Origin of the sequence: Ureibacillus manganicus DSM 26584 (assembly GCF_000772945.1) — a bacterium.
GTDB lineage: Bacteria > Bacillota > Bacilli > Bacillales_A > Planococcaceae > Ureibacillus > Ureibacillus manganicus.
Window position 1 is genome coordinate 1 of sequence record NZ_JPVN01000018.1, and the last position, 21,991, is coordinate 21,991.

Sequence of the window (21,991 nt, forward strand, 5' to 3'; positions counted from 1 at the left end):
TTTATCCTGTGCTGTTATTGCACATGGTGCAACTGCCCGTCGCACACAATAAAAGGTCGGCATGTGCCGACCTTCATTTTCAAATAACATCCCAACTCCGTAAGATAGTTTCCAATTGCTCACGCGTTTCTTCCACAGTTCCGTTATTATCAATCACAGCATCTGCCCCTTTTTCTTTTTCAGATAAAGGGAGTTGCGAGCTTATACGAGCAAGCGCTTCTTCTTCGCTTAACCCGTTTCTTTCCATCAACCGTTGTAACTGAGTTTCTTCAGAAACAGTTACTACTAAAATTTTCTCCACATAATGTTGAAGTTTGCTCTCAAACAATAATGGGATATCCATAATAACTGTTTTGGCACCATTGGCTAAGTGCTCATCACGTTGTCGTAACATTTCTGCCCGAATGGCTGGATGAATTATGTCATTTAAAACTTTTCTTTTAGACACATCATGGAAAATGATTGAACCAACTTTAGCCCGATCCATCTCGCCAGTTTCAGTAATCACTTCATTCCCAAAAGCTTCAGCAATTTTAGTTAAAGTCGGTGTTCCTGGTTCTACAACAATACGCGCAACTAAATCTGCATCTACAATTGGTAGTCCATATTCTTTTAACATATTTGCTACTGTACTTTTGCCACTAGCAATACTTCCTGTTAAACCAATAATCATTACAAACACACCTTCTAATGTTGACATTGTGGGCAATAAACGGAAGTACGTCCGCCAATTACAAGAGATTTTGTATTAGAACCACATACCCCGCATTGTTTTTTCCCATACATTTTCAAACGATGCTGCATACCTCCAGCTTCACCGTTAATATTTCGATAGTCCGAGATGGTTGATCCACCGTTTTCAATACTTTCACGCAAAATGTCACGGATTGTTTCAAATAACTGTACTTTTCGTTCTTTGCTTATTCGATTTACTTTCCGCGCAGGATGAATACCCATCTTAAACAAGGCTTCTGTTGCATAGATGTTGCCACATCCTGAAATAACTTGTCCATCCATGATGACTTCTTTGATTGGCTTTTGATGATATTTAGGTAATGAACATTTTTCTAGAAAATATTCACAGGCTGACGTTTCAAAAGGCTCAGGTGCCATTTCAAGTAATGGTGGATGATCTTCCAAGTTTGTCAATAATCGCATCTCACCAAATCGTCTAATATCCGAAAAGACTAGTAATTCACCCGTATCCAAAGTAAAAACCGCATGTACATGCCTACGGAACTTTTCTTCATGAATTTCCTCTAATTTCGCTACCACGAACCATGCACCTGTCATTCCTAAATGGTTCACAAATTTGAACAGTTGATGATTCTTTTCAACGTCAAAAAAGATATATTTCGATCTTCGAGTCACTTTTTTTATAAGCATGTCCTGCATAGCTTCTTCAAAATAAGATGGCTCTAAATTCTTCACAATACATTGCTTTCCAGCTGCACAGGATTCGTAGACTGTATTAGAAAATTCCACTTTCTTTATCGTCTTTCCTTCAACAGCTGGTGCCAATTCACGGACGACACCTTCTACTTCTGGTAATTCAGGCATCTTTTCACTTCCTTATCCCGGTGTAACGTCCGTAAAACTTCCACCTTTAAACATAAGTCATAACAATGTTGTTTTAATGGAAGTTAAAGGACGCTAACACCCCGATTGGCTTAACTAACAATCATTAGGAAAAGGACTCCCAATGATTGAAGTTTCACCCTATTTCGCATCGTACCAAGTATCACCGTATGAATATTCTACTTTCAATGGTACTAGTAACTCGATTGCATTTTCCATCACTTCAGGAACAATTCGTTCTAAAATTTCAATTTCATCTTTTGGTGCCTCAAAGATTAATTCATCGTGTACTTGCAGTAACATCGTCGTTTTAAGTCCTTCAGCTTTTAACCTTGCGTCCATGTCAATCATCGCTTTTTTAATAATATCTGCAGCACTACCCTGAATTGGCGTGTTCATCGCAGTACGTTCTGCGAAGCTTCGTAAGTTAAAGTTAGAACTTGTAATATCAGGTAAATAACGACGACGATTTAAAATCGTTGTAACAAACCCATTTAATTTTGCTTCTTGCACAATAGAATCCATATATTCTTTTACGCCCGGGAAGCTCGTTAAATATTTATCGATAAATTCGCCAGCTTCTTTACGGGTAATATCAAGGTTTTGTGATAGTCCGTAGTCACTAATACCGTACACAATTCCGAAGTTAACCGCTTTTGCAGTACGACGCATATTAGATGTTACTTCATCTGCTGAAACATGGAATACATCCATTGCAGTTCGAGTATGAATGTCCATACCTTGTTTAAATGCATCAATTAAGCTTTCATCTTTCGAAAAATGAGCAAGCACACGTAGTTCAATTTGCGAGTAGTCAGCTGCAAACAGCACCCATCCTTTTTGAGATGGTGTAAAGGCTTGTCTGATGCGACGTCCTTCTTCTAAACGGATTGGGATATTTTGCAGGTTCGGATCTGTTGAACTAAGTCTTCCAGTTGCAGTTAATGCTTGTTGGTATCTTGTATGCACCTTACTGTCATCTTTGTGCACTTCTTTCATTAACCCTTCAATATATGTTGACTGTAATTTTGCAAGGGTACGGTAATCTAAGATGCTCGCTACGATTTGATGTTTTGATTTTAATTTTTCTAGCACATCAGCTGCAGTCGAGTAACCTGTTTTTGTTTTCTTCACAGCTGGTAGCTCAAGTTTCTCAAATAATATAACACCTAATTGTTTTGGTGAATTGATGTTGAACTTTTCACCTGCAAGTTCATAGATTTCGTTTTCAAGTTGAGTTATTTTTTGTGTTAGTTCCTCTCCCATTTTTTCTAGTGTTGAAAAGTCAACTTTGATTCCTTCGCTTTCCATACTCCCTAAAATAGTAGCAAGAGGTAATTCTAAATCGTAATACAGGTTGAATTGTTCGTTTTCTTTTAATTTTTCTTCAACAATAGGTTGTAATGACCAAATTGCAAATGCTTTGCGACTTACGTGTTCAGCAAGCACTTTTTCTTCTGGTATTGACCATTTTGCACCTTTGCCGTAGATTGTTTCATTTGCTTGAACATCTGTGAAATTAAATTCTCTCGCCAGTGTTGCAACGTCATCACCTGAAATGGAAGGATTAACGATGTATGATGCTAATAGTAAGTCGAATTCAACTCCGCGCAATTTGATTCCTAGACGATTTAACATTGCTTGTGCCGCTTTACTGTCAGACATATATTTCTTCTTTGTTTCATCTTCTAACCAGTTTTTTACGGCTTCATTTTGCTCCATTGCTTCAAATGGTACATAGAAAGTGATCGCGCCATCTGTAAAGGCTAGACCAAATAGACGACAAGAATGGTAATGTTCATTTTCTAATTCTAGATGTACAGCCATCGTGTCTTTTAATAGATCTGTTGTTACGTTAGTTACGATATTAAAATCAAGTGCGGCTGTTTCCTTTTCTTCAACTTGGAAGTTACTTTTTTCAATAAGGGATTTGAAGGATAATTCCTGCCATACGTCCAAAACTTGTTGTTCATCTGGACCTGGGTATTCTATATCTGCAAGTGTAATTTCAATCGGCGCTTCAGTGAAGATTGTTGCAAGCTTTTTTGACATTTTTGCTTGGTCTTCGTTAGCAACAAGCTTTTCCTTCATTTTCGAAGCTTTCATACCCTCAATATTTTCGTATAGATTTTCAACTGTTCCATATTCTTTTAACAGCTTAATCGCAGTTTTTTCTCCCACACCAGGCACACCAGGAATATTATCTGAAGTATCACCCATAAGGCCTTTCATATCGATGATTTGTTCAGGTGTTAGACCATACTTTTCTTCAATATGAGCTGGTGTATATTGTTCAATGTCCGTCATACCTTTTCTTGTAATATAAACTGTAACTTTTTCTGTCGCCAGTTGTGTTAAGTCTTTATCTCCAGATACAATGATAACTTCCATATCCTCGTTTGAAGCTTGTGTTGCAATAGTTCCGATAATATCATCTGCTTCATACATCGGTAACTCATAGCGTTTAATTTGATAAGCGTCAATTAATTTTCTTAAGTATGGAAATTGCTCTGATAATTCAGGTGGCGTTTTTTGGCGACCACCTTTATATTCGCCAAACGACTCGTGTCTGAATGTTGTTTTCCCTGCATCGAATGCAACAAGCATTTTCGTAGGTTTTTCCTCTTCTAATATTTTCTGAAGCATCGTAGTAAATCCATAAACAGCATTTGTATGAATACCGCTATCATTTGTAAGTAGAGGTAATGCAAAAAACGCACGATAAGCTAAACTATTTCCGTCTAGTAATAGTAATTTTTCTTTCGCCATTAGTAATCTCCTTTATGTCACGTATGTACCTATTCATTTATATTTTAACTTTAACGTGAAAACATATTTAATTCTATTATAAAACACGTATCCATCTTATTCGATGAATACGTGTTTATTAGATCATTATTTATTTTACAGGATGGTGATTTCTTTGTTTGAGTAGTGAAGGATAAAAGATTTCTTCATAAATAACTGTTGCTAAAAAGGCATTCATAAATGAGAAGACAATATATAATGGCATTCCACCAAGATCAGGTACCATTAACGAACGGAAAAATACTTCAACTAAACCAATTTGAACAAAGAAAAAGATCATACCAACCCCAACTTCCCAAATTGGTCGTTTATCCTCTCTTTTTTCAAATCTCAATACTTTTTTAAAGCTAGTTCGGACATCTTCAGAGATCATTAGTGATCCTACTAAACTAATAATGAAAAATATGGGAATATGTAATAATTCAATTTTTACCCATGAGAAAGATGTTGAACTTAATAAAGCCGTGACAGAACATGCCATTATAATTGCAACTAAACCATTTTGTATAAATTTATTGGCTGTTTTCAACATAATCCCCTCTTATCTAATAATTATTTGATAACTATTAAATTATATAAGAGATTTATATTATTATACAGTAGTAAATTATGTAATTGTTTGGTGAGTTTCTAGATTGATGTACATCTTCTATAAGAGATTTATTTTCCATTCCGCGGAGATTTGTCTTTTATAGCCCTTCTATAAGACATTTTCATCCTGATTCTACGAGTTTTGTCTTTTAGAGTTAACACAACACCAAATTATACGTTCTACAAGTACAAATAAAAAAACTGGTAGCGAAAACTCTGTCGTTTTCTACTACCAGTCATAATATTATTCTAAATAGCCTGATAAAATTCGTGCATATGGTGAGTTTGATGGAATGATAATCATTGTATCTTCACCAATTGTTTGTTTATATGTTTCTAACGTACGGAAAAGCTCGTAGAATTCAGGGTCTTTTGAGAATGCTTGGTTATAAATTTTTGCTGCTTCTGCTTCCCCTTGAGCACGGATTAATGCCGCTTCTTTTTCAGCAGTGGAAACCATTTCTGTTACTGTTCTATCTGTATTTGCTTCAATACTTCTTTTTTGTGCATCCCCTTCAGATAAATATTTCTGAGCCATCGATTCACGCTCTGAAATCATACGAGTAAATACGGATTGTTCGTTTTCAGCTGGTAAATCAGTACGGCGAATACGAACGTCCACAACTTCAATACCATATTTGTCATTTGTTAATAGTAAATTTACTCTCTCGGTAACAGTTTTATTTAAATCACCACGGGATGATTTATCTTCATTAATAATTGATTCATAAGTTAATGTACCAAGCTCAGTACGTAAAGTGGAATATATAAATTCTTCCATCCTAGCTTCCGCATTCGCAATTGTTCTTGCATTAGAAATTAATAGTTTTGGATCTGTAACTTTCCATACAGCATAGTTATCAACAATAATTCGTTTTTTATCAGCCGTCATAATTTCTTCTTCTGTGGCCATGTCATAGATCATGACATTTTTAGGCAATGTTGTCACGGTTTGAATGAACGGGATTTTAAAATTTAAACCTGGTTCATTTTTATAACCAATTACTTCACCAAATTGACGAATGACCTTATACTCATTTTCTTTTACAACATATAAGTTAGAAATAATGATTAGAATGATTGCAAACACAGCTACTAAAGAACCAACGATTGCTCCAATTTTTTTCCCATTCACCGGTTTTTTATTCATGTCCACAACTTTTGCTTCTTTAGCTGGCTCCGTGTCATTAGGTTCCGAAGTTTTTTTCTTATTATTGTTATTCCCAAATAACGAATTTACAAATTTATCTAAGTCGTTCTCGAATTTGTCTTTACTCATTAGTTATTGCTCCCTTCTGTTACAGGTGGGTTTGTAGCAGAGTTTGGTACTAACGGTAAGTACTTCAATGTCTCACCATCATCATTCATAATATACAGTTTAGCATTTGGTAATACTTGCTCTAATGTTTCTAAAATTAAACGTGATCTAGTAATTTCTTTATTTTGGACATACTGTTCATAGAGACTGTTAAATACTGCCACGTCCCCTTCAGCTTGTTGAATACGCGCAATCTTATCACCTTCTGCCTTTGATTTAATTGCAGCGACTGTACCTTTTGCTTCACTTTCTTTTTCGTTTTTATATTTTTCAGCTTGGTTTTCTTTTGTGTTTTGTGTTTCACGCGCATCGGTTACCGCTGTAAATGCTTGGCGAACTTCAGCGTTTGGTACTTCAACGTCTTGTAATTGAACAGCTAAAATGTTAACTCCAATATCATAATTATTAACCAAAGTAGTTAACAGTTCTCTAGTGTCAATTTCAATTTGAGCTTTTCCATCTGTTAACGCCTCATCAATAGTAGAACTACCAATTACAGAACGGATAGCTGCTGAAGTTGCATTATGTAGAATAGATTTTGGATCATCAGAGTTAAATAAATATTTTTCTGGATCAGCGATTTTCCATTGCACAACTAAATCGGTTAAGACGATGTTTTCGTCTCCAGTAATCATTTTCGTTTCACTCTCATTTGAGATGATTTCTCCGTTTGCATCTTGTTTATAACCAAATGTTAAACTAAATGTTTCTCTCGATAATAACTCTACTTGTTGAATTGGCCAAGGCATTTTAAAATGTAGACCAGGTTCAGATACGGTATCATCTGCATGACCGAAAGTAATAACTACTGCTTGTTCAGACTCATCTACCATATACCATGATGTCAGTGCAGCAACGATTACTAAAATAGCAAATATACCTGAAAAAATTAATGTTAACGCTCTTTTCACGCTCAACAAAATTACCTCCTTTAAGTAAATCAAAATCATTCTGTAAATCGAACTAACTTATTTACGGATAAAAAGCCCAATAAGTTTCAAAAAAAATTAGAAAAACACAACTTACCCCCAAAATAGGGGAAGTTGATGTTTTTCTTATGCGGATTTCCTTTTGAATCCAATTATTATCCGCGTAGAAAAACACAACTTGCCCCCAAAATAGGGGAAGTTGATGTTTTTCTTATGCGGATTACCTTTTAAATTCAATTATTATCCGCGTAGAAAAACACAATTCGCCCCACAATAGGGCGTATTGATGTTTTTCTTATGCGGATTTCCTTCTGAATCCAATTATTATCCGCGTAGAAAAACACAATTCGCCTTCAAAATAGGGGAAGTTGATGTTTTTCTTATGCGGATTTCCTTTTGAATCCAATTATTATCCGCGTAGAAAAACACAATACGACCCAAAATAGGGCGTATTGATGTTTTTCTTATACGGGTTTCCTTTATTATATCAATCAAACCATCGTAATAAGTACAACACAATCCAAACAATAAAAAATAGTGAGCGATATTTCGCTCACCATTTTCAAAGCAAAGTACATTGCATTGCTATCTACTAAATCTGAAACAGGGGGGTTTCTAGTTATGAATATATCGTTCTAGTATTGAGAACATATAAACCTTTTGTAAACGAATTGTTAAATTCGCTTTTTTAGTGGAATCATAATCTTAATGCATGTACCTTTACCCACTTCACTCACAATATCAAGCTTCCCGTGGTGCGCTTCCACTAAATGCTTAACAATTGCCAAACCTAACCCTGTACCACCTGAGTTTCGACTTCTCGCTTTATCCACTCGATAAAATCTTTCGAAGATACGTGGCAATTCATTTTTATCAATACCAATTCCTTGGTCCTCTACTTCAACTATTCCGTATTCTTTGTTCTCTTTAATACGCAGTGTAATCGTTGTATCTTCTGGCGAATAGGTAATTGCATTAGCAATTAAATTCGTAAAGATTTGTATTAATCTATTCGAGTCCCCCATAACAACAACATCACGAACAATATCTACACTAAACTGCATATTTTTTTCATCTAATCGAGGACTTGTGACATCTACTGCCCGAATTAATACATCTTGTAAACTCGTTGGAACGTTACTTACTGTATAGCCATGTTGTTCAATTTTTGAAAGCTCAAGTAAATCATTGATAAGCATTTGAAGACGATTACTTTCTTGATGAATGATATCTAAAAACGAAAGCAACATTTTTTCATCTTTAAATGCACCATCTAGTAATGTCTCAGAGAAACCTTTTATGGATGTGATAGGTGTTCTGAGTTCGTGTGAAACATTCGCAACAAAGTCTTTTCGAATTTGTTCAAGACGAATTAGTTCAGTAATATCATGCATTACGATAACGACACCAAGCCAACGACCATGTTCTCCTACTACAGGAGCACCATATACTTGCTTATAAAGAATCTCATGATGTAACTCGATTTCAATCTGTTTTCGATAAGGTTCCTCTGTTAAAAATACGTGATCGATAAATTGCTCAATGTTTTTTGGTAAGCCTAACGTATTAAAGTTTTTTCCTCGAACTTCATCTAAAGATAAGTCGAATCCATGTAAAAACTGCCCATTTACGATTGAAACATTGCCTTCACGACCAATCATAATTAATGCACTACCCATGTTTTCGATTAGTGTTTTTAATCTTTCTTCTTCTACTTCTCTAGTCTTTTCAATTTCTTGTAAGGTACGTGCTAAATTATTTATAGAACTCCTTAATTCTAATATCGTAGAAGGACCCATTGCATAGGCTCTAGCTCGATAATTTCCTTTTGACAATTCTTTTGCTGTTTTCGTAATATTCTCGAGAGGGTCAATCATATTTCTCACTAAACGATATGCCCCAAAACTTATTAATAATAAAGCGATCGCCATTAATATAAATAGCACAAAAAAGTATTGTGAGTTTATATGTCGAAATGTCTCTGCATCATACGGTATTTTGTTTCGGTCAAAATAATTTTTTAAAAAGAATGGAAAAAGCTGACCTAAGATAATTCCAAGGACAGCAAAAATTGAACCCGTTATGATCATGAAAAATAAATAGAGTTGATTACTGAAGGATTTCATACATTTTTTGGCTCCTCAAATTTATATCCTATCCCACGTATCGTTTTAATAAATTTTGGTTTGCGACTATTTTCCTCTATTTTTTCTCGTAGATGACTAATATGTACATCGACAATTCGTGTGTCACCTGCAAAATCATAGTTCCATACTGCACTTAATAATTGGTCACGAGTGAGAACACGATTTTTGTTTTCTAGAAGATAAACAAGTAATTCAAATTCTTTTGGTGTAAACTCCAATGGTTGTTCATCTAAAAACGCCTCAAAACGTTCTGGATAGACAACTAAATTTCCGAAATTTAATGACTTATTATCAGATTCTTCTTGCTCTGTTTCTAAAGACGTAGTGAAACGTCTAAGAACGGCCTTCACACGAGCTGTCACTTCTCGAGGACTAAATGGTTTCGTCATGTAATCATCTGCACCAAGTTCTAATCCAAGTACTTTATCAAACTCATCATCTCTTGCAGTTAACATGATAATTGGGATGTTTTTCTTTTGGCTTCGTAATTCTTTACATACTTCCATTCCATCCATTGTTGGTAACATTAAATCAAGAAGCATTAGATCTGGAGATTTTGCAATTGCTAAATCGAAACCTTCTTTTCCATCATGAGCTAATAACACTTCATATCCTGCTTTTTCAAGATTGTACTTCAATAAAGTAGCTATTGATACTTCATCTTCAACTACTAAAATTACTTTTGACATTATGTTTCCTCCAAAAATTGATTTGAAACCCCCATTTCAAATCGAAACTACACGGGAGGCATAACCTTTATTATGCCTTCTAAAACTGATTGTTCTTCTTCATTTGTAGCATAGACATGTATATCAACTATATTTTGAGAAATATTGATATGTTGCACTTCTAGTACGATATTAATTGTTTCATAATGATAAACAGGTTCAGTATACATTAAGCTTTGCTCGATAATTCTAGAACCAGGGCCAGGTATATGTTTTGAAATCGCTGATGTGATAATCCCATTAAGCATAATTACTGGAACAATAGGTTTTTTATATGGCGTTTCGGCTGCATAATCATGTTGAATATACAGTGGATTACTGTCATTTGTTAAACCTAAATATAATAGCAGGTCCTTATCCTCAATTTTTTCGATAAGATGTAACCTTTCGCCAGTTGATAATTCATCAACCTTTTTTCCGAGTTTTATACCTTTTTGTATCAACAAAGAAGCAACTCCTTTATCCTCACTTTATTCAATAGTATCAATTTTTTCTGAAAATAACAATCAAAGAAAGGTTATGAAGGTTTTTCTTAGATGGTTTAAATTTTTAGAGAAGGATAAAAAGAGTAAGAATCTCAACTTGATTCTTACTCTTTTTTGTTTAAACTAATACACTCATAACATCTCGTACACTTTGGGCTGATACATTTAAAGCAGCTCGTTCTTCTTCAGTTAAATCGAGTTCGAATATTTTTTCGATTCCATTAGCACCGAGTATCGTAGGAACTCCCAAATAGATCCCATCATATCCATATTCACCTTCTAAATATGCAATTGAAGGTAAAATACGCTTTTGGTCTTTCATAATTGCCTCAGCCATTTCAACAAGCGCTGCTGCTGGTGCATAGTATGCAGAACCATTTCCAAGTAAGTTGACGATTTCTCCACCACCAACTCGAGTTCGTTCAACAATGGCTTGTAGTCGATCGGATGAAATCAGTTTTTCTAGGGGAATACCACCTGCATATGAATAGCGAACAAGTGGAACCATTGTATCTCCATGTCCGCCTAATACAAAACCTTTAATATCTTTAACAGAAACATTTAACTCTTCTGCAACAAATGCACAAAAACGTGCTGTGTCTAGGACACCAGATTGCCCTATAACTCTTGTTTTAGGGAAGCCAGTTTCTTTAAACACTGTATAAGTCATTGCATCAACTGGATTTGTTAATACAAGAATAATTGAATTTGGGGAATATTGTTTGATTTGAGCGGAAACTGATTTCATGACCTTTTGATTGATTTGTACTAAATCATCTCTGCTCATTCCTGGTTTTCTCGCGACACCTGCAGTAATAATAACAAGATCAGAGTCTTTTGTATCTTCATAGTTTGAGGTTCCTTTTACATATGAATCATACCCTTGTACAGGAGCGGCTTCCCACATATCTAACGCTTTACCCTTTGTTGGATTTTCAGCTTCGGGTATATCAACTAACACAACATCACCTAGTTCTTTTTGAGCCAATAGAAATGCCGCAGTCGCTCCAGTAAAACCAGCACCGATGACAGTAATTTTTTTACGTTTCATACTCACCTTTATACTCACTCCCTTAAATTTGCTTATTCAAAAAGGAAGCATAATGATATGCTTCCTTTTGGTTTTGTATTTAATTACAGTATAGACAATGGTTTTGACAAAAAATTCATGTAATAATGAAATAATTAAAGATTTTTAATTAATTCGTTAGCGAATTCAGAACATTTAACTTCAGTTGCACCATCCATTAAACGAGCGAAGTCGTAAGTAACAACTTTAGAAGAAATAGTTTGTTCTACAGATTTAGTAATTAAATCTGCAGCTTCTTGCCAGCCTAAGTGTTCAAGCATTAACACACCAGAAAGTAATACTGATGATGGGTTTACTTTATCTTGACCAGCATATTTTGGAGCAGTACCGTGAGTAGCTTCAAAGATAGCATGTCCAGTTACGTAGTTAATGTTAGCTCCAGGAGCGATACCGATACCACCAACTTGTGCAGCTAATGCGTCAGAAATATAGTCACCATTTAAGTTCATTGTAGCTACTACATCGAACTCAGTTGGACGAGTTAAAATTTGTTGTAAGAAGATATCAGCGATTGAATCTTTTACGATGATTTTGCCTTCTGCAACAGCTTTTGATTGTGCTTCGTTAGCAGCAGCTTCACCTTGTTCAGCTTTAATTGCATCGTATTGGTTCCAAGTGAATACTTTGTCTGCAAATTCTTTTTCAGCTAATTCATAACCCCAAGTTTTGAAGCCACCTTCTGTGAACTTCATGATGTTACCTTTGTGTACTAATGTAACAGTTGGTTTGTTATGTTTAATTGCGTATTCGATAGCTGCACGAACTAGACGTTCAGTACCTTCTTGAGATACTGGTTTAATCCCTAAACCAGAAGTTTCTGGGAAGCGAATTTTATTAACACCAAGTTCTGTTTGTAAGAAGTTTAATAATTTCTTTTGTTCGTCTGAACCAGCTTTGTATTCAATACCAGCATAAATATCTTCTGTATTTTCACGGAAGATAACCATATCAACATCTTCTGGACGTTTAACTGGTGAAGGAACACCGTCAAAGTGACGTACTGGACGTAAACATACATATAAATCTAATTGTTGACGTAGTGCTACGTTTAAAGAACGAATTCCGCCTCCGATTGGAGTTGTAAGAGGACCTTTAATAGCAATTAGATATTCGTTAATTTTATCTAAAGTTTCTTGTGGTAACCATTCACCAGTTTGGTTGAATGCTTTTTCACCAGCTAAAACTTCTAACCATTCGATTTTCTTTTCACCGTTGTAAGCTTTTTCAACCGCTGCATCGATCACACGAGATGCTGCTGCCCAAATATCTGGTCCAATTCCGTCACCTTCGATGAATGGAATAACTGGGTTGTTTGGTACGTTAAGTACTCCGTTTTCTACTTCAATTTTACCGTTAGTCATGAATGTTGCCTCCCTATAATCATAAGTCAAGGACTGTGCAGTTGTAATAAACACAGTCCTAGACAATTTTAGCATATTTTAATAATTAACGCTCTTCGATTGGAATATAATTTTGCATTCCAGGTCCAACGTAGTCAGCACGTGGACGGATTAAGCGGTTATTTGCATATTGTTCTAGAATATGTGCTAACCAACCTGATGTACGAGATACAGCGAAGATTGGTGTAAATAAGTCATGTTCGATATTTAGAGAATCATATACAGACGCTGAGAAGAAGTCAACGTTAGCAGGAAGATTCTTTTGACTAACGATCATATCATGAATTTTCACAGACATATCAAATAGTTCTGGTTTACCAGTTAATTTTGTTAATTTTTCGCTCATTACACGTAGGTGTTTTGCACGTGGATCACCTTTACGATATACGCGGTGACCAAAGCCCATAATTTTTTCTTTGTTGTTTAATTTTGTTTGAATGTATTCTTCAACGTTATCAATTGAACCGATTTCAGATAACATTTTCATTACTTGCTCGTTCGCACCACCGTGAAGTGGTCCTTTTAATGCGCCAATTGCAGAAGTAATACCAGAGTATACATCTGATAATGTAGCTACACATACGCGAGCAGTGAATGTAGATGCATTTAACTCATGGTCAGCATGTAATACTAACGCTTTATCAAATGCTTCGATTTCGATTGCTTCTGGATCTTTACCATGTAGCATATATAAGAAGTTTGCAGCATAACCTAATTCAGGTTTTGGTGCGATTGGTTCTAAACCTTTACGGATACGTGAAAACGCAGTAACAACTGTTGAAATTTTCGCTTGCAAACGGATTGCTTTACGATAATTTGCTTCTGGAGTCATTACATCAGCTTCTTCATCATATACACCTAATAATGAAACCGCAGTACGTAATGCAGCCATTGGGTGCACAGTGTTTAATGGATAAGCCTTGAATTGATCAATAATCGCTTGTGGAATTTCAGCATTCTCAGCTAATTGTTGTTTTAATTCAGCTAGCTCGTCTGCTTTTGGTAAACGTGTATGCCATAGTAAAAATACAACCTCTTCAAATGTAGCATTATCTGCTAAATCATCAATGTTGTAGCCTACATATGTAAGTGTGTCGTCGATGATTGAACTGATTTTTGACTCAGCCGCTACGATACCTTCTAAACCGCGTGTTGCTGTCATAAATAATCTCTCCCCTTATTTAGATTTTGTAAGTGCTTTCTTTTTTTAAAGATAGACACTCAAAAGTTAGTTCTGCTCAATGAACCTATAAGTAAATCGCTTACAAGATTATTATAATCAATTTTGACGTCTTTGTGAATGAAATTACTAGAATAAAAGTAAAAAATGTAAATAGAACAAGATTTGCGACCAAAAGAGAATTTTTGTTACAGATAGAGATAATACGTGTAAAAACAAGAGGTGAAACGATTGAACATGCAAAAATTTAGTGAATTTCCATTTAAAAAAATTACAAAATTTATTGTATTAACTGTATATTTATTAATTTTATGGTTTATTTTTCCGATTTCGATTGCTATTTTTTTCGCATATTTAATTTATCCAGTTGTTGAATTTTGTCATAAGCGATTAAAACTTCCATACGTTCTAAGTGCCATCTCTATATCAATATTAATATTTCTGTTAATTTATTCATTGCTTTATATTACTGTACAAAGTTTGATTAGTATTTATCCAGAAATACAGCAACATGTAGCAAAGATTCCAATAATAGATACGGCTAGTTTTAAGATATTTGAAACTATTTATGAACAATCAATGTCCTTAATAGACTCTTTAGTTCTATCAATGATCAATTCACTGCAATTAGTTTTTAGTTATATTTTAGAGTTTTTCATTTTTGTACTAGCATTCTTCTTTTCATTATTTGAATCACGGAAAGATAGAGCATGGTTCTTTATATATGTGCCTAAATCTTATCGTTTCGAGTGGAAACAATACTTTACAAGAGCAATCGATTTATTTGGCTATTTTTTATTTGTTGGTTTTCAATTGTTTATGATTACTTTCTTTTTATTAAGTTGTGGTTTTAGTCTATTAAAATTTGAACAACCAATTAGTAAAGCATTTATAATAGCGATGGCTGATTTTTTACCATTCTTTGGAATAGGGATATTCCTTGTCCCTGTAGCAATTTATTTTATTGTTATTGGACAAAGTACCTTAGGGATTGCAGTGCTAGTGCTGTTTTTATTTATAATGATAACAAGACAAATTACTGAATCAATGTTGTGGGCTAAAACCTTCCAACTACGAGCAATACATTCATTTTTCATTAGTGCAGCATCTATTTTGCTATTCGGAATATATGGTGTTTTACTAAGTCCATTCATAATTCTCATTGCACTTAAAATGAGACAAAAATCTACTTATTAAGAATTATGACACGCCCATTTTCCATTTTCTTTCGTAACCATTTGTATATTAACGGTTTATATAACGTGCGAGTGAAACTAAACACAAACGTAATACCAATTAAGTCAGTTAAAAACCCAGGTAAAGCTAACAATATTCCACCAACGAATATCATAAATGTGTCAACCATTACAGGTCCAGGGGGGTCACCGCGACGCATACTTTCTTGCATACTCTGAATAGAATTCATACCCTGTTTTTTTGAAACAATTATTCCCAAAATAGATGTAAGGATTATTAATAATAGAGTATTAAATACACCTAAAACATTACCCACTACAATAAATAAAGCTATTTCAATTAATACGATTGCTAAAAGGCTAATCATAATTTTTTTCATAGTATTCCCCCAACAATATATTATTAAAACTGTATATCAAATCTTAAATTCGTTCAATTTGAAAGTTCCGATTTTAAGAAATACTTTAGATATGAAAATAAAAAAGTAGACAAAACTTATTCGTTTTTGTCTACTTTTATTTTATATTAACTTGAAATTATAAAACACTCGCATGTCCTTTATATATAACGCCCGTTTCTGCATCCATCGTAATTTCTTGCCCATGTCTAATAATCGTAGTTGCATCTTTTACACCTACAATGACTGGGATTCCTAGACTTAAACCAACAACGGCAGCATGGCTAGTTAAACCGCCTTCCTCTGTAATAATGCCTACACAGTTCTCAATAGCTGGCATCATTTCTCGGTCAGTTCCAATTGTAACTAAAATGCATCCTTCTGTACCATAAGCCTGTGCTTCACTTGCGTTGTTCACTACAACTGCTTTTGCAATTACAGACGCTTTGCCGATTCCTTGCCCACGTGCAAGAAGATCACCAATTACGTGTACTTTCATTAAGTTTGTTGTACCTGCTTCACCAACTGGTACACCGGCAGTAATAACAACGACATCTCCGTGGTCAACGTATTTATATTTTAAAGATTCATCAACAGCTAGTTCTAAAATTTCATCTGTTGTATTTACTTTTGGGGTAACAATTGATGTTACGCCCCATACAAGCGTTAATTTTTGAGCAGTTGTTACTTCATTTGTTATTGCAATAATTGGCACGCCAGGACGATATTTTGCAATCATTTTTGCTGTTGTACCACTCGAAGTTGGCGCTAATACTGCTTTAACACCTAAATTAATGGAAGTATAAGAAACCGCTTGTGAAATTGCTTCTGTCATAGATGTTCCTTTTTCACGGCTACGCATAGATACTATCGCTCGATAATCCAAAGAATTTTCTGTATACTCAGCAATCTTATTCATCGTTTTCACTGAATCAATTGGATATTGACCAGCTGCAGTTTCTCCAGATAGCATGATAGCATCTGTCCCATCGATGATCGCGTTTGCTACATCACTTGCTTCAGCTCGAGTTGGACGTGGATTTCTTTGCATGGAATCTAACATTTGTGTAGCAGTAATTACTGGTTTCCCTACTTGATTACACTTTTTAATTAATGTTTTTTGTACTAATGGTACTTCCTCTGCAGGAATTTCAACACCTAAATCACCACGGGCAACCATTAAACCATCAGACACTTCGATAATTTCATCGATATTATCCACACCTTCTTGGTTTTCGATTTTAGGTATAATTTGGATATGACTCCCACCATTTTGTTCTAACAATTCACGGATTTCTAGTACATCTTTTGCAGTACGAACAAACGACGCTGCGATAAAGTCAACACCTTGTTCAATTCCAAATAAAATATCTTGTGCGTCTTTTTCAGTTATACCAGGTAATTTAACAGACACTCCTGGTACATTAACACCTTTTTTATTCTTTAATATACCTGCATTTTCAACGATTGTATGGATTAATCCCTTTTCTTTATCTTTTGCAAGCACACGTAGTTCGACTAACCCATCGTCTAGTAAAATCTTATCGTTTTGGTTTACATCATCGATCAACTGATCATAAGTGACGGAGAATACATTTTCGTCCCCTTCAACTTCTTCCATTGAAATATCAATTACTTGTCCACGAGAAAGGTGTACTTCTCCATTTTTCATGTTGTGTGTTCTAATTTCAGGACCTTTTGTATCAAGAAGAATCCCGATCGTTTTATTTAACTTCGCAGCAACATCACGGATTGTAGCAACTCTTACCGCATGTTCTTCATGCGTTCCGTGGGAAAAGTTTAATCGTGCTACATTCATACCTGCTAATATTAATTGTTCTAATGTCTCTGCTGACTCACTCGCCGGCCCTATTGTACATACTATTTTAGTTTTTCTCATTTATAAATCGCTCCGTTTTTCACTAAAATTTATCCCGGTGAACCGTCTGAAAGACTCCCACCCCAAGATTTTAATAAACAAAATAATTTATGGGAGTTAACGGACGCTAACACCCCGATTGGTTGCAGACTAGAAGCGCTACTTATCGCTAAAAACGCTACTTATCCCCGAAAACGCCACATCCTGTGGCATCGGTGATATGACCAACATCGTGTTGGCCTCTGTAGCATCAGCGATATGACCAACATCATGTTGGTCTCTGTGGCAACGTCTGCATGACCCACGTCCTGTGGGCCTCAACTAACCATCAGTGGGGGATGAGGCAATCCCCACTGATGGAAGTTTCACTTTATATTGATAATTCTTTAGATAATGTATATAAACTTAATTCAGCTTTATGTTTCAGCTTAAATGCTTCATCAAGGTCATAATCGATTACTTGGTGATTTTTTATACCAACAGCTCGTCCACTTGAGCCATTTAATAATATTTCCACAGCTCTTGCCCCTAATCGACCAGCTAACACGCGATCACGTGCAGACGGCGAGCCACCTCGTTGAATATGTCCTAATACAGACACCCTAGTGTGTATATCTGCCTTTTCTTTTAAAATTTTTGCAAGCTCAGATCCAGACATGACACCTTCAGCAACGATGATAATACTATGTTTTTTCCCCCTTGCTTCACCGCGTTTTATTCGCTCAATAATTTCATCAAGGTTAAACGGTTCTTCTGGGATTAAAACGGACTCCGCACCAGCTGCAAGACCAGCCCATAAAGCCAAATCTCCAGCATCTCTACCCATTACTTCAACAATAAATGAATTTTCGTGCGATGTGGCGGTGTCTCTAATTTTATCGATTGATTCAACAACAGTGTTTAAGGCTGTGTCAAATCCAATCGTATATTCTGTTCCTGGAATATCGTTATCAATTGTTCCAGGGATACCAACACAAGGAAAGCCTAACTTTGTTAATGCATTGGCACCACGGTAAGAACCATCGCCACCTATGACAACTAGTCCCTCTACACTTGCTTGTTTCATTTTTTCGATGCCTTGCAATTGATATTTTTCTTCTTTGAATTCTGGACAGCGCGATGAAAATAATTTAGTACCACCCCGTTGGATGATTCCTCCAACCGAACCTAATTCTAATAACTCCATATTCCCTTCTATAAAACCTTCAAAGCCACGGTAGATTCCCATTACTTCAACACCATGATACTTTGCTTTACGAACGACCGCCCGAATCGCTGCGTTCATCCCAGGAGCATCTCCACCACTCGTTAAGACTGCAATTTTTCTCAAGTGCCCCTACCTCCTAATTTTTCCTCATATAAAACACATTATCATAAAATGTAAATAATGTAATGATTCTGAGAAGTTAAAATTGTTACTTTTACAAAAAAAATATAAAATTTAAGCATTTTTTTCTTAAATGCTGCTCTTTTAAGCAAGTTTGATTAAATAATTCATTTCCAAGTTTCCACATACTTAAAAAATTATATTCTGTTTTATATGAAGGATTTAGATTAAAATAATTCAACCTGAGCAAATAAAGATGAGTCGTTATTACAACTGATGATTATAGAAAACCTAACACATTCTTTCCACTAAAAAAACGACAAAATCTTTTTACAGATTTTGCCGAGTAAAATTACTGTTCAATAAATTCACCAATGACTCTGAATTTATTATAACGATCTTCTATAAGTTCACTTGTTGATAGTAATCTTAGTTTTGTTAATTCGTCTAGTAAGCATTCTTTAATTGCTAAAGCTTGTGCAATTACATTTCTATGTGCTCCACCAGAAATTTCAGGAATAATTCCATCTATAATACCCATTTGTTTCAAATCTTGTGCTGTAATTTTCATTGCCTCAGCTGCTTGTTTCGCTAAACTAGCATCCTTCCATAGGATAGATGCTGCACCCTCTGGTGAAATAACAGAATATGTTGAGTTTTCAAGCATGAAGATACGATTTGCAACTCCAAGTGCAAGGGCTCCACCACTTCCACCTTCACCAATTACTATACTAATTACAGGCACTTTTAAACCAGCCATTTCAAATAAATTCTTTGCAATAGCTTCACTTTGCCCTCTTTGTTCTGCAGCTTTACCAGGATAAGCTCCCTTAGTGTCTATAAAGCAAAGAATAGGTCTACCAAACTTTTCAGCTTGTTTCATAAGTCTTAAAGCTTTACGATAGCCTTCAGGATGCGGCATACCAAAGTTTCTTCGGATATTTTCTTTTGTTGTTTTTCCTCTTTGATGTCCAATGATTGTAATTGGTGTATCCTCAAAGAAAGCTATGCCTCCAATAATTGCTTCGTCATCACCAAAATTGCGATCTCCATGAAATTCTATAAAGTCAGTAAAGATCTCTTTTATATAATCTAATGTCGTTGGTCGTTCAGGATGTCTAGCAACTTGAACACGATCCCAAGGCTCCATATTCGAATACACTTTAATTTCTAATTGTTTAAGTCTTGTTTCGAGGGTTTCAATTTCTTCACGCATATCTACATCTGCTTTACTAGCAATGTCTTTAAGTTCGTCAATTTTTTCACGTAGTTTTATAACGGGTTCTTCAAAAGCCATATTTTTAGCCATTTGAAACGCCTCCTTTACGATGAAGTTTTACAATAGTAGCAACCTTTTCCTTCATCTCTTTACGATGGAAAATTGCATCTAATTGTCCATGTGCAAGTAAAAACTCAGCAGTTTGGAAATCATCTGGCAATTTCTCACGTACGGTTTGCTCAATTACACGACGTCCAGCGAAGCCGATTAACGCTTTTGGTTCTGCAAGATTAATATCACCAAGTGATGCAAAACTAGCAGAAACTCCGCCTGTTGTAGGATGTGTCATAATAGAAATAAATAGTAAACCTTGGTCACTATGACGCTTTAAGGCAACACTTGTTTTTGCCATTTGCATTAGGGAGATTACCCCTTCTTGCATTCGTGCTCCACCACTGGCAGTGAATATGATAAATGGTGTTTTTAACTCAGTCGCTTTTTCGATTGCTCTTGTAATTTTCTCTCCAACTACAGAACCCATTGAACCCATACGGAAATGAGAGTCCATAATAGCAACAACTACTTGCTCACCATCTAGTAAACCGACGCCAGTAAGGACAGCTTCATTTAAACCTGTCTTTTTCACATCAACTTCAACTTTTTCCACATATGCTGGGAAATTCAATGGATTTGAAGTTTTTAAATGATCATCTAAAGATTCGAAAGTACCTTGATCTAAAAAGCAACCTACTCTTTCCCAAGCAGTTAATTTATAATGATGATCGCAATTTGGACAAACTTTAAAGTTATTATCTAGTTCTTTCGTTAAATATATTTTTTTACATTCAGGACATTTTGTCATTAAATCAGCGGGAAATTCCTTTTCTTTCTTGCGTTCGATGACTACCCCGCCTTTCGATTTCTTACGATTTAACGATATAAAGTTTCTTATCGCCATCATAATCCCCCTTATTAATTAGATTGATTCTCGTTAATTAAATTATTTTTTATAGTAAACATCCACTGTTCGTATGCTTCTAGCGCTTCTTTTTTAAAGCCTAATTGGATGGATTTTAAGAGTACTAGAAGTATTGGTTTTTCTTTCTTAGTGGTTATCTTTTTTAACGGTGTTGCACTATAGGCAGCAAGTTGCATCCATATTTTTAAAGATAGACGATTACCAGAAGCAATAATTAACTCTCTTAAAATATGGTCTCTTACTACTTCACTTTCAACCTCAATTTTATAAAATAAACTTTCCCAAACAGGCAAGGCAGTTAAATTTTTATCTGAACAAATGACCCTAATTGCTTCTTTTTCATGCATTCTTCTAGTAGTGTGTACTTCATCTACTGATGGACTTACCCTTAAAATAAAAGAAGATAAAATCTCTACTAATTGAATATTTTGACCTGAGGAGAGAAAAGTTCCTCCACCCTGTCTTGTTTCAATTAGTCCAAGTAATTCTAAACTCCTTAATGCTTCTCTAACAGAAGACCTACCAACAGCAAGTCTTTCTGATAGCACTCTTTCAGAAGGCAATTTATCTCCAGGCTTAATATGTTCTTTATCGATTAATTCTTTTAATTGTTTTACAATCTCTAAAAATACTTTTTTGTTCTCCTGTTTAGTTTCCATAAACACCTCACTAAGGGCCATTGTACAAGTTTATATACGATTTAAGATTAGCTTTTATTACAAATGTAATAATAAAGCGT

19 protein-coding genes are annotated in these 21,991 nt (G+C 35.2%); 1 reads left to right on the forward strand and 18 read right to left on the reverse strand.

Annotated features, from left to right (window positions below; translation table 11 throughout):
• Window positions 1–79: 79 nt before the first annotated feature.
• The 12 genes from coaE to citZ all read right to left on the reverse strand — a co-directional run bounded on the left by coaE (window position 80) and on the right by citZ (window position 14,236).
• Complete coding sequence (gene coaE / locus CD29_RS13985; RefSeq protein ID WP_036188243.1) at window positions 80–673, reverse strand: dephospho-CoA kinase; 594 nt, start codon at window positions 671–673, stop codon at window positions 80–82.
• A 14-nt stretch (window positions 674–687) separates the two neighbouring features.
• Window positions 688–1,560: a bifunctional DNA-formamidopyrimidine glycosylase/DNA-(apurinic or apyrimidinic site) lyase gene (gene mutM / locus CD29_RS13990; protein ID WP_036188104.1), complete on the reverse strand. Its 873-nt coding sequence runs from the start codon at window positions 1,558–1,560 to the stop codon at window positions 688–690.
• Between the two features lie 159 nt (window positions 1,561–1,719).
• Entirely contained in the window at window positions 1,720–4,347 is a 2,628-nt protein-coding gene (gene polA, locus CD29_RS13995; RefSeq protein ID WP_036188106.1) for a DNA polymerase I, read from the reverse strand.
• Window positions 4,348–4,477: 130 nt separating this feature from the next.
• A complete protein-coding gene (locus CD29_RS14000; RefSeq protein WP_235801845.1) occupies window positions 4,478–4,915 on the reverse strand; it encodes a DNA polymerase I in 438 nt (145 codons plus the stop codon).
• A 306-nt stretch (window positions 4,916–5,221) separates the two neighbouring features.
• Window positions 5,222–6,256: a protease modulator HflC gene (gene hflC, locus CD29_RS14005; RefSeq protein ID WP_036188109.1), complete on the reverse strand. Its 1,035-nt coding sequence runs from the start codon at window positions 6,254–6,256 to the stop codon at window positions 5,222–5,224.
• Entirely contained in the window at window positions 6,256–7,212 is a 957-nt protein-coding gene (hflK, locus tag CD29_RS14010; protein WP_197061771.1) for an FtsH protease activity modulator HflK, read from the reverse strand. Before hflK ends, hflC begins: the two co-directional genes overlap by 1 nt.
• A gap of 686 nt (window positions 7,213–7,898) precedes the next feature.
• Window positions 7,899–9,350 (reverse strand): two-component system histidine kinase PnpS, encoded by a 1,452-nt coding sequence (gene pnpS, locus CD29_RS14015; protein WP_036188112.1) that lies wholly within the window; start codon window positions 9,348–9,350, stop codon window positions 7,899–7,901.
• The gene (locus CD29_RS14020) at window positions 9,347–10,060 is read right to left on the reverse strand and encodes a response regulator transcription factor (RefSeq protein ID WP_036188114.1); all 714 of its coding nucleotides are present in this window, start codon (window positions 10,058–10,060) and stop codon (window positions 9,347–9,349) included. Before CD29_RS14020 ends, pnpS begins: the two co-directional genes overlap by 4 nt.
• 47 nt (window positions 10,061–10,107) lie before the next feature.
• Window positions 10,108–10,545, reverse strand: a complete 438-nt coding sequence (locus CD29_RS14025) for a MaoC/PaaZ C-terminal domain-containing protein (RefSeq protein WP_036188116.1) — start codon at window positions 10,543–10,545, stop codon at window positions 10,108–10,110.
• Between the two features lie 157 nt (window positions 10,546–10,702).
• Window positions 10,703–11,641, reverse strand: a complete 939-nt coding sequence (gene mdh / locus CD29_RS14030; RefSeq protein WP_036188119.1) for a malate dehydrogenase — start codon at window positions 11,639–11,641, stop codon at window positions 10,703–10,705.
• A 128-nt stretch (window positions 11,642–11,769) separates the two neighbouring features.
• On the reverse strand, window positions 11,770–13,035 hold the full coding sequence (icd, locus tag CD29_RS14035; protein ID WP_036188122.1) for an NADP-dependent isocitrate dehydrogenase: 1,266 nt from the start codon (window positions 13,033–13,035) through the stop codon (window positions 11,770–11,772).
• A gap of 85 nt (window positions 13,036–13,120) precedes the next feature.
• On the reverse strand, window positions 13,121–14,236 hold the full coding sequence (gene citZ / locus CD29_RS14040; RefSeq protein ID WP_036188125.1) for a citrate synthase: 1,116 nt from the start codon (window positions 14,234–14,236) through the stop codon (window positions 13,121–13,123).
• 255 nt (window positions 14,237–14,491) lie between these two features.
• Here citZ and CD29_RS14045 point away from each other — a divergent pair, with 255 nt between their 5' ends.
• On the forward strand, window positions 14,492–15,451 hold the full coding sequence (locus tag CD29_RS14045; protein ID WP_052124181.1) for an AI-2E family transporter: 960 nt from the start codon (window positions 14,492–14,494) through the stop codon (window positions 15,449–15,451).
• On the opposite strand, the gene CD29_RS14050 is transcribed toward CD29_RS14045, so the two are convergent.
• The 6 genes from CD29_RS14050 to CD29_RS14075 form a co-directional block, all read right to left on the reverse strand.
• On the reverse strand, window positions 15,441–15,830 hold the full coding sequence (locus CD29_RS14050; protein ID WP_036188128.1) for an FxsA family protein: 390 nt from the start codon (window positions 15,828–15,830) through the stop codon (window positions 15,441–15,443). The two genes, CD29_RS14045 and CD29_RS14050, sit on opposite strands and share 11 nt — an antisense overlap.
• A 157-nt stretch (window positions 15,831–15,987) precedes the next feature.
• Complete coding sequence (pyk, locus tag CD29_RS14055; RefSeq protein ID WP_036188131.1) at window positions 15,988–17,748, reverse strand: pyruvate kinase; 1,761 nt, start codon at window positions 17,746–17,748, stop codon at window positions 15,988–15,990.
• 349 nt (window positions 17,749–18,097) lie between these two features.
• Window positions 18,098–19,057, reverse strand: coding sequence for a 6-phosphofructokinase (pfkA, locus tag CD29_RS14060; RefSeq protein ID WP_036188133.1), 960 nt, complete (start codon window positions 19,055–19,057; stop codon window positions 18,098–18,100).
• Window positions 19,058–19,406: 349 nt separating this feature from the next.
• A complete protein-coding gene (gene accA, locus CD29_RS14065) occupies window positions 19,407–20,363 on the reverse strand; it encodes an acetyl-CoA carboxylase carboxyl transferase subunit alpha (RefSeq protein WP_036188136.1) in 957 nt (318 codons plus the stop codon).
• Window positions 20,356–21,231, reverse strand: coding sequence for an acetyl-CoA carboxylase, carboxyltransferase subunit beta (gene accD, locus CD29_RS14070; protein WP_036188139.1), 876 nt, complete (start codon window positions 21,229–21,231; stop codon window positions 20,356–20,358). Before accD ends, accA begins: the two co-directional genes overlap by 8 nt.
• A gap of 14 nt (window positions 21,232–21,245) precedes the next feature.
• A complete protein-coding gene (locus CD29_RS14075; protein ID WP_036188140.1) occupies window positions 21,246–21,911 on the reverse strand; it encodes a FadR/GntR family transcriptional regulator in 666 nt (221 codons plus the stop codon).
• Window positions 21,912–21,991 lie beyond the last annotated feature (80 nt).

Coding starts and splice junctions, on each gene's coding strand:
- coaE (WP_036188243.1), bottom strand. CDS start 673: ATGATTATTGGTTTAACAGGAAGTATTGCTAGTGGCAAAAGTACAGTA.
- mutM (WP_036188104.1), bottom strand. CDS start 1,560: ATGCCTGAATTACCAGAAGTAGAAGGTGTCGTCCGTGAATTGGCACCA.
- polA (WP_036188106.1), bottom strand. CDS start 4,347: ATGGCGAAAGAAAAATTACTATTACTAGACGGAAATAGTTTAGCTTAT.
- hflC (WP_036188109.1), bottom strand. CDS start 6,256: ATGAGTAAAGACAAATTCGAGAACGACTTAGATAAATTTGTAAATTCG.
- pnpS (WP_036188112.1), bottom strand. CDS start 9,350: ATGAAATCCTTCAGTAATCAACTCTATTTATTTTTCATGATCATAACG.
- CD29_RS14020 (WP_036188114.1), bottom strand. CDS start 10,060: ATGTCAAAAGTAATTTTAGTAGTTGAAGATGAAGTATCAATAGCTACT.
- icd (WP_036188122.1), bottom strand. CDS start 13,035: ATGACTAACGGTAAAATTGAAGTAGAAAACGGAGTACTTAACGTACCA.
- citZ (WP_036188125.1), bottom strand. CDS start 14,236: ATGACAGCAACACGCGGTTTAGAAGGTATCGTAGCGGCTGAGTCAAAA.
- CD29_RS14045 (WP_052124181.1), top strand. CDS start 14,492: ATGCAAAAATTTAGTGAATTTCCATTTAAAAAAATTACAAAATTTATT.
- CD29_RS14050 (WP_036188128.1), bottom strand. CDS start 15,830: ATGAAAAAAATTATGATTAGCCTTTTAGCAATCGTATTAATTGAAATA.
- pyk (WP_036188131.1), bottom strand. CDS start 17,748: ATGAGAAAAACTAAAATAGTATGTACAATAGGGCCGGCGAGTGAGTCA.
- accA (WP_036188136.1), bottom strand. CDS start 20,363: ATGGCTAAAAATATGGCTTTTGAAGAACCCGTTATAAAACTACGTGAA.
- accD (WP_036188139.1), bottom strand. CDS start 21,231: ATGGCGATAAGAAACTTTATATCGTTAAATCGTAAGAAATCGAAAGGC.
- CD29_RS14075 (WP_036188140.1), bottom strand. CDS start 21,911: ATGGAAACTAAACAGGAGAACAAAAAAGTATTTTTAGAGATTGTAAAA.